The organism is Cupriavidus basilensis OR16, from assembly GCF_000243095.1.
Classification (GTDB): Bacteria; Pseudomonadota; Gammaproteobacteria; order Burkholderiales; family Burkholderiaceae; genus Cupriavidus; species Cupriavidus basilensis_D.
Map to the genome: position 1 here is coordinate 1 of NZ_AHJE01000131.1, position 7,256 is coordinate 7,256.

General features: G+C 65.0%; 8 protein-coding genes. 3 read left to right on the forward strand and 5 right to left on the reverse strand.

What is annotated here, in order from left to right; translation table 11 throughout:
- Positions 1-458: 458 nt before the first annotated feature.
- From guaA to guaB, 3 genes are all read right to left on the reverse strand, one after another.
- Positions 459-2,078 (reverse strand): glutamine-hydrolyzing GMP synthase, encoded by a 1,620-nt coding sequence (gene guaA, locus OR16_RS34540; RefSeq protein WP_006163507.1) that lies wholly within the window; start codon positions 2,076-2,078, stop codon positions 459-461.
- Positions 2,053-2,664, reverse strand: a complete 612-nt coding sequence (locus tag OR16_RS34545) for a hypothetical protein (RefSeq protein ID WP_006163508.1) — start codon at positions 2,662-2,664, stop codon at positions 2,053-2,055. The genes guaA and OR16_RS34545 overlap by 26 nt, the downstream gene beginning before the upstream one ends.
- Positions 2,665-2,794: 130 nt before the next feature.
- Complete coding sequence (gene guaB / locus OR16_RS34550) at positions 2,795-4,258, reverse strand: IMP dehydrogenase (RefSeq protein ID WP_006163509.1); 1,464 nt, start codon at positions 4,256-4,258, stop codon at positions 2,795-2,797.
- A 123-nt stretch (positions 4,259-4,381) separates the two neighbouring features.
- On the opposite strand from guaB, the gene OR16_RS34555 reads away from it, so the two are divergent.
- Positions 4,382-5,350, forward strand: a complete 969-nt coding sequence (locus OR16_RS34555) for a DMT family transporter (RefSeq protein WP_006163510.1) — start codon at positions 4,382-4,384, stop codon at positions 5,348-5,350.
- Between the two features lie 115 nt (positions 5,351-5,465).
- The gene (locus tag OR16_RS34560) at positions 5,466-6,047 is read left to right on the forward strand and encodes a DUF4124 domain-containing protein (RefSeq protein WP_006163511.1); all 582 of its coding nucleotides are present in this window, start codon (positions 5,466-5,468) and stop codon (positions 6,045-6,047) included.
- Between the two features lie 29 nt (positions 6,048-6,076).
- Here the strand turns inward: OR16_RS34560 and OR16_RS34565 are convergent, their stop codons facing one another.
- Complete coding sequence (locus OR16_RS34565) at positions 6,077-6,421, reverse strand: RnfH family protein (protein WP_006163512.1); 345 nt, start codon at positions 6,419-6,421, stop codon at positions 6,077-6,079.
- Positions 6,414-6,851 carry a type II toxin-antitoxin system RatA family toxin gene (locus OR16_RS34570; protein WP_006163513.1) on the reverse strand — a complete coding sequence of 146 codons (438 nt, stop codon included), beginning with the start codon at positions 6,849-6,851 and terminating at the stop codon, positions 6,414-6,416. Before OR16_RS34570 ends, OR16_RS34565 begins: the two co-directional genes overlap by 8 nt.
- A 250-nt stretch (positions 6,852-7,101) precedes the next feature.
- On the opposite strand from OR16_RS34570, the gene OR16_RS34575 reads away from it, so the two are divergent.
- Positions 7,102-7,256: SsrA-binding protein (locus OR16_RS34575; protein ID WP_006163514.1), on the forward strand; the 155-nt coding region annotated here is incomplete at its 3' end.

The following is a 7,256-nucleotide window of genomic DNA, read 5'->3' on the forward strand; positions in this document are numbered from 1 at the left end:
TCCGAACGGCGTGCCACGGCGCTGTTCGTGCTTGCGGGCGACGCCCGCGTTGCCTGGCGCCATTTGCATGAAACGTGGGCTTGAGCGCGGCGCTGCCGGATACGTGACATGGGATGAGTCGAGGCGGCTAGTCAGTCGCACCACGTTTGGAAGCGCCCATGCCAGCGCGGTCGGAAGCCTTATAAGTCTTGGACTTAGGCTTGAGGTTGCGCAGTGCTGTGTCGGTGAGCATTGAGGTTTTTCCTCCTGTTCGTGACGGCTTTTACCGTCAGGGGCCAGGATACCTGCTGATGCCCGGAAAGCCGCATGAAATCATGCTTTCCAGAGGAGACTTCTACCGCCAACCTGTTCCGCTGGCCGGCGATAGCCACCGATAGCTGCCGCGACTAATTTCCTTCCAAATCAACACGTTACGGCAGTTTTTCGATAGCTGGCGATAGTCCCCAAAGGACCCGATTTCACTCCCACTCAATCGTAGCCGGCGGTTTCCCCGACACGTCATACACCACACGATTCAAACCACGCACCTCATTGATGATGCGGTTCGAGCAGCGACCCAGCAGCGCGTACGGCAGGTGCGCCCAGTGGGCAGTCATGAAGTCGGTGGTCTGCACCGCGCGCAGCGCGACCACGTAGTCGTAGGTGCGGCCGTCGCCCATCACGCCGACCGACTTGACCGGCAGAAACACTGCGAACGCCTGGCTGGTCAGGTCATACCAGCTCTTGCCCACTTGCGAAGCCTCGCACATGCCGGCTGCAGCGTCCTGCTCGGTAGCAACCGTGCCACGCAGCTCTTCGATGAAGATCGCGTCGGCCCGGCGCAGTAGCTCGGCGTAGTCACGCTTGACCTCACCCAGGATACGGACGCCCAGGCCCGGGCCCGGGAACGGGTGGCGGTAGACCATTTCTGGCGGCAGGCCGAGCGCCACGCCGAGCTCGCGGACTTCGTCCTTGAACAGGTCGCGCAGCGGCTCGAGCAGCTTCAGGCCCAGCGTTTCCGGCAGGCCGCCCACGTTGTGGTGGCTCTTGATGGTGGTGGCCTTCTTGGTCTTGGTGCCACCGGATTCCACCACGTCGGGGTAGATCGTGCCCTGGGCCAGCCACTTCGCGTTGGTCAGCTTCTTGGCTTCGGCCTGGAACACTTCGACGAACTCGCGGCCGATGATCTTGCGCTTTTGCTCGGGATCGGTCACGCCGGCGAGGTGGCCGAGGAACTGCTCGGACGCGTCGATGGCGATGACCTTGGCGTGCAGGCGGCCGGCGAACATGTCCATCACCATCTTGCCTTCGTTCAGGCGCAGCAGGCCGTGGTCGACGAACACGCAGGTGAGCTGGTCGCCGATGGCGCGATGGATCAGGGCCGCGGCCACCGAGGAATCGACGCCGCCGGACAGGCCGAGGATCACTTCTTCGTCGCCGACCTGTTCGCGGATCTTGGCGACGGCTTCGGTGATGTGGTCATGCATGACCCAGTCAGGCTTGGCGCCGGCGATCTTCAGCACGAAGCGCTCCAGGATGTCGCGACCCTTGGCGGTATGCGTGACTTCCGGGTGGAACTGCACGGCGTAGTAGCCGCGCGCTTCGTCGGCCATGGCGGCGATCGGGCAGCTAGGCGTGGAGGCCATCAGCTTGAAGCCCGGCGGCAGCTCGGCGACCTTGTCGCCGTGGCTCATCCAGACCTTGAGCATGCCGTGGCCTTCGGGCGTGGAGAAATCTTCCAGGTCCTTGAGCAGCGCGGTGTGGCCATGCGCGCGCATCTCGGCGTAGCCGAACTCGCGATGGTCGCTCCACTCCACCTTGCCGCCCAGTTGCACGGCCATGGTCTGCATGCCGTAGCAGATGCCCAGCACCGGCACGCCGAGGTCCCACACGGCCTGCGGCGCGCGCAGCTGGTGGTCTTCGTAGGTGCTGGCGTGGCTGCCGGACAGGATGATGCCCTTGGGCGCGAACTCGCGCACGAATTCTTCCGTGACGTCGTTCGGGTGGATTTCGCAGTAGACGTGCGCTTCGCGCACGCGGCGGGCGATCAGCTGCGTAACTTGCGAGCCGAAATCAAGGATGAGGATTTTGTCGTGCATGATGGGCGGATGGCGTTTCGTCCGGTACGGGCTCGGTCGTCACTTCGGTGCCCGGACCATAGCCGGGCGGCGGCGTGACACTCGGCTCGCGCCGGTATTCGGGTGATTGCGGCCGGCGTGCCACGGGGGCGGTGCCGGCATCCTTGTTTTGCGTCTCTTTTTGCAGCTCGCGTTGCTCACGCAGTTCACGCTCGCGCACGCGTACGCGCTTGGCGGCCGGGATCTGCACCGCGGCGAAGAAGGCCAGCACCGCGGCCAGCACCGGCAGCCAGATCTTGCCGGCGCCCTGCACCGGCAGGTCCAGCATCAGCATCCAGGTCACGATCAGCACCGCGCTGGCCAGGTTGACCTGCCCAACCGTGCGCGCCACGGCTACCGTAAGCTGCCCGTTGACGGTCGCCTGCCATAGCAGCAAGGCCAGGCCAACCAGCGCCACGCCAAGCAACTGCCCATACATGGCAGGCTGTGGCTGCGGCAATTGCAGCGCGCTGTAGAAGGTCGTAAAAGGCGACAGCAGCAGGACGATGCCGAGCAGCAGGTTGAGCAAGGCGTCCAGGAACAGCACGGCACGCAGCAATACTTTCATGAGAACTCCTCCGGCCAGGCGCAGGGCCTGGCTTGGGGGCAGCGCCGGTCGGCGCAGCCGGCGCGCGGCTGGCAGGACATCCAGGTCCCGCACAGCCGCCAGTTCATAAAGACCCGCCTGATCGACGCACTTAGTCGATGTAGTAGTTCGGCGCTTCCTTGGTGATCTGCACGTCGTGCACATGCGACTCGCGCATGCCCGCGGCGGTGATCTGCACGAACTCGGAAGTCTCGTGCCAGTCGGCGATCGAGCTGCTGCCGCAGTAACCCATGGAGGCACGCACGCCGCCGCACATCTGGTGGATGATGGCGGTAACCGAGCCCTTGTAGGCCACGCGGCCTTCAATGCCTTCAGGGACCAGCTTGTCGACGTTGGCGGTGTTGTCTTCCTGGAAGTAGCGATCTGCCGCCCCGTCCTTCATCGCGCCGACCGAGCCCATGCCGCGGTAGCTCTTGAAGGAACGGCCCTGGTACAGGAACACTTCACCCGGCGCCTCTTCGGTCCCGGAGAACATGCCGCCCATCATGACCACATGCGCGCCGGCAGCCAGTGCCTTGGCGATGTCACCCGAGTAGCGGATGCCGCCGTCGGCCACCAGCGGCACGCCGGTACCCTTGAGGGCTTCGGCCACGTTGGAGACCGCGGTGATCTGCGGTACGCCCACGCCGGCGACGATACGGGTGGTGCAGATCGAGCCCGGGCCAATGCCGACCTTGACGCCGTCGGCGCCATGATCGACCAGCGCGCGCGCGGCAGCACCGGTGGCGATGTTGCCGCCGATCACCTGCACTTGCGGGTAGTTCTGCTTGACCCAGCGCACGCGGTCCAGCACGCCCTGGCTGTGGCCGTGGGCGGTATCGACCACGATCACGTCGACACCGGCCTTGACCAGCAGGTCGACGCGTTCGTCGTTGTCAGGGCCCACGCCGACGGCAGCGCCGACGCGCAACTGGCCGCGGTCATCCTTGCTGGCCAGCGGGTGCTCCACTGCCTTCTGGATGTCCTTGACGGTGATCAGGCCGTTGAGCTCGAAGTCCTTGTTGACCACCAGCACGCGCTCGAGGCGGTGGCGGTTCATCAGGCGCTTGGCGTCTTCCAGCGATGCGTCTTCGCCCACCGTGACGAGCTTTTCGCGCGGCGTCATCTTGGCGCGCGCGGGCGCGTCCAGTTCTTCCTCGAAACGCAGGTCGCGGTTGGTGATGATGCCGACCACGGTCTTGCCTTCCACCACCGGGAAACCGGAGATGCCGTATTGATGTGATAATGCAATCACATCGCGGATCTTCATGTCGGGGGGAATGGTGATCGGGTCACGCAGCACGCCGGATTCGTAGCGCTTCACGCGCGCCACTTCCCGGGCCTGGTCGGCCGGCTTCAGGTTCTTGTGGACAATGCCGATACCACCAGCCTGCGCCATGGCAATGGCCAGGCGGGCTTCCGTGACGGTATCCATGGCGGCGGATACCAGCGGAATGTTCAATTCGATCGAACGGGTCAGGCGGGTACGGAGCGAAACATCCCGGGGCAGTACCGACGAATAGGCCGGCACGAGGAGCACGTCATCGAATGTGAGTGCTTTCTGGACAAGACGCATAGCAATTCCTCTAGGCGCAAAACCGAATTATACAGGAATGGCACGTTTCTTGACGCGCCTGCGAGTGCCCTTGTTCAAGTCTGCTATGCTCTTTGTCCTTTTTCCAGGGATAGGCAAGCAACGATGGGTATCGGCGTACTGTGCGGCCTTCTGGCCGGCGCCTTCTGGGGCATGGTGTTTATCGCCCCCAAGCTGCTGCCGGTATTTTCCCCCTGGGAACTCGCGATCGGGCGCTACCTGGCCTACGGGCTGGTCGCCTTCATCGCCGCGCTGCCGCTGATGAAGCGCATTGCGCGCAAGCTCACGCGCGCGGATTGCCTGGCGCTGCTGCGCCAGGCTTTCACCGGCAACCTGCTGTATTACGTGCTGCTGGCGTTCGGCGTGCAGCTGGCCGGCGTGGGCCCCACCTCGCTGATCATCGGCATCCTGCCCATCTCCGTCACCATCATGGGCCGGCGCGACCATGGCGCGGTGCCGCTGTCGCACCTGATCTGGCCGTTGCTGGTGGTGGCCGCCGGCATCGCCTGCATCAATATCGACCTGTTCGCCGGCGGCGGACATGCGCACGGCGGCGCCGCCGGCGAGGTGGTGCGCACCGTCTGGCAACGGCTGGCCGGCGTGATGTGCGCGGCCGGCGCGCTGGTGTGCTGGACGCTCTACGCGGTCGACAACGCACGCTACCTGCAGCGCAACCCGCAGTACAGCGGCAATGAATGGTCCGCGCTGTATGGCATCTCCACCGGCGTGGTGTCGGTGGTGCTCGCGCTGCTGGCTTGGCTGGGCTGGCTGGTGGCCGGCGACAGCCTGGATGTGGCCAGCGGCGGCCGCGACTGGCAATGGTTCTGGATGGTCAACGCGGCCGTGGCGCTCGGCGCGTCGCTGATCGGCAACAACCTCTGGAATATCTCCAGCCGCCGCCTGCCGCTTACGCTGTCGGGCCAGATGATCGTCTTCGAGACGCTGTTCGCGCTGGCGTATGGCTTTGTCTTCGATCATCGCCTGCCGCGCCCGCTGGAGATCGCCGCCATCGCGTTGCTGATGATCGGCGTGGCCTGGTCGGTACGCTTGCACGCGGTCGACAAGTCTGCCTAAACTAGCGGCCAACCCCGGCAGCCAAGGCGCGCGAGTCACTCGCGCAGCGGGGTTCCAGCCCCTGTCCGCCCCGCTGCCGCACTTATCACCGCAGGCTGCCACCATACGCTAAGCCATGAAACGATCGACCGCGCACATCAAGCTCGTCACGCTGGCCGCCCTCGCCTGCCTGTGCCTGGCAGCCACCGCCCAGGCGGATTCGCAATGGCAGTGGCGCGACGGCAGAGGCCGCATGGTCTACAGCGACATACCGCCGCCGCCCTCGGTGCCGGCCGCCAGCGTGATCAAGGCGCCCGGCCGTTTTGCCGGCAGCTTGCGCCCGATCGAGCCGCCGGGCGGCTCGCCTGCCGCGGCAGCCAGCCCTGCAGGCGTTGCCGCCGCCACCCAGGCGGCGCCGGTGCCGGCCGCAAAGGGCAATGGCAACGTGAAAGCAGAGCCCGTGGCAAGTGCCGACGAAGCCTTCGAGAAGCGCCGCGCCGCGCGGGCGAAAGCGGAGGCGGACCAGGCCGCCAAGGACCAGGCCGCGCAGGAGCGCCAGGCGCGCTGCGCGCAATCGCGCAACTATGCAACGTCCCTGCAGCAGAACCGCCGCATCGCAGTGTCAATGCCGGACGGCTCGCCGCGGCAACTGAACGATGACGAGCGGCAGGCCGAATTGCAACGCGTCACCGCCACTCTCGAGCAAAACTGCGCCTGACGGCCTGCGGCAGCGCCACGCCGGGCCTGTCAGCCGCCACGCAGCCATTTCAGCCCTTCGCGCGTGCCTGCCTTGCGTGTTTTCTGCACGCGCCGGTTGCGGGCCAGCTGGGGATCGGCCACCAGCGGGCGATAGACTTCGACACGGTCGCCGGTACGCACCAGGGTGTCGGGTGTCTTGAGCTTGCTGAAGATGCCGACCCGCATGGTGTCGGGATCCACCTCCGGACAAGCCTGCAGCAGGCCCGAAGCGGCAATCGCGGCGACAATGCTGGTGCCGGAGGGTACCTCGATCTCCTTCAGGAAGGCGCCGCCAGGATGGGCATAGCAAACCGAGATGCGCACCGGGGCCGCGGTGCTGGCGGGCTCAGCCATTGCCGTAGACCACTTCGGCACGCTTGACGAACGCATCGACGAACGTATTGGCGATCATGCTGAACACCGGCCCGATGATTTTCTCCAGCAGGAAGCTGGAAAACTCGTAGTGCAGGTGGAATTCAATCTTGCAGGCATCCTCGCGCAGCGGCGTGAAGCGCCAGGAACCGCTGAAGGTCTTGAAGGGACCGTCCTCGAACACCATATCGATCTTGGTGGGCCGTTCCTGCGTATTGCGGGTGTGGAAATACTGCTTGATGCCGTTGAAGTGGATGTAGATCTTGGCGTCGAGCAGCGTCTCGGTCTGCTCGAATACCTCCACGCCGCCGCACCAGGGGAGGAACTTGGGATAGTCCTCGACTTGCGTGACCAGGTTGTACATCTGCTCGGCGGAGTGGCCGAGCAGCACGGATTTATGGACGTCTGCCATGTAGTGGGGAATCATGGCCCGCGCGGGCGCCGCCAGCGCCATGACGCACTGCGGAATCCACCGGAGCGGGCCGGTTTGCTAGAATCCCAATTTTAGCCCACGCGCGCGCCGACGGCATCCCGGATGCGCACGATCGCGCCCAAACCACGGCCTTGCGGCCTCGCGCGGCCCTGCGGCGTTGCCGCGGCGGCATTCCCCTTCGTTTTTTGGTGTTTGTTTTACTTATCTCCATTTCCACTATCCGGACCGCATGACCATCGCAGACAACAAGAAAGCCTTTTTCGACTACTTCATCGAAGAGCGATATGAGGCGGGGATCGTGCTCGAGGGCTGGGAAGTCAAGGCGATCCGCGCGGGACGCGTGCAGATCAAGGAAGGCTACGTGGTCATTCGCGACGCCGAGCT

Excerpts from the sequence above, each read along its gene's own strand:
- guaA (WP_006163507.1), bottom strand. The coding sequence starts at position 2,078 with ATGCACGACAAAATCCTCATCCTTGATTTCGGCTCGCAAGTTACGCAG.
- OR16_RS34560 (WP_006163511.1), top strand. The coding sequence starts at position 5,466 with ATGAAACGATCGACCGCGCACATCAAGCTCGTCACGCTGGCCGCCCTC.
- OR16_RS34555 (WP_006163510.1), top strand. The coding sequence starts at position 4,382 with ATGGGTATCGGCGTACTGTGCGGCCTTCTGGCCGGCGCCTTCTGGGGC.
- guaB (WP_006163509.1), bottom strand. The coding sequence starts at position 4,258 with ATGCGTCTTGTCCAGAAAGCACTCACATTCGATGACGTGCTCCTCGTG.
- OR16_RS34545 (WP_006163508.1), bottom strand. The coding sequence starts at position 2,664 with ATGAAAGTATTGCTGCGTGCCGTGCTGTTCCTGGACGCCTTGCTCAAC.
- OR16_RS34570 (WP_006163513.1), bottom strand. The coding sequence starts at position 6,851 with ATGGCAGACGTCCATAAATCCGTGCTGCTCGGCCACTCCGCCGAGCAG.
- OR16_RS34565 (WP_006163512.1), bottom strand. The coding sequence starts at position 6,421 with ATGGCTGAGCCCGCCAGCACCGCGGCCCCGGTGCGCATCTCGGTTTGC.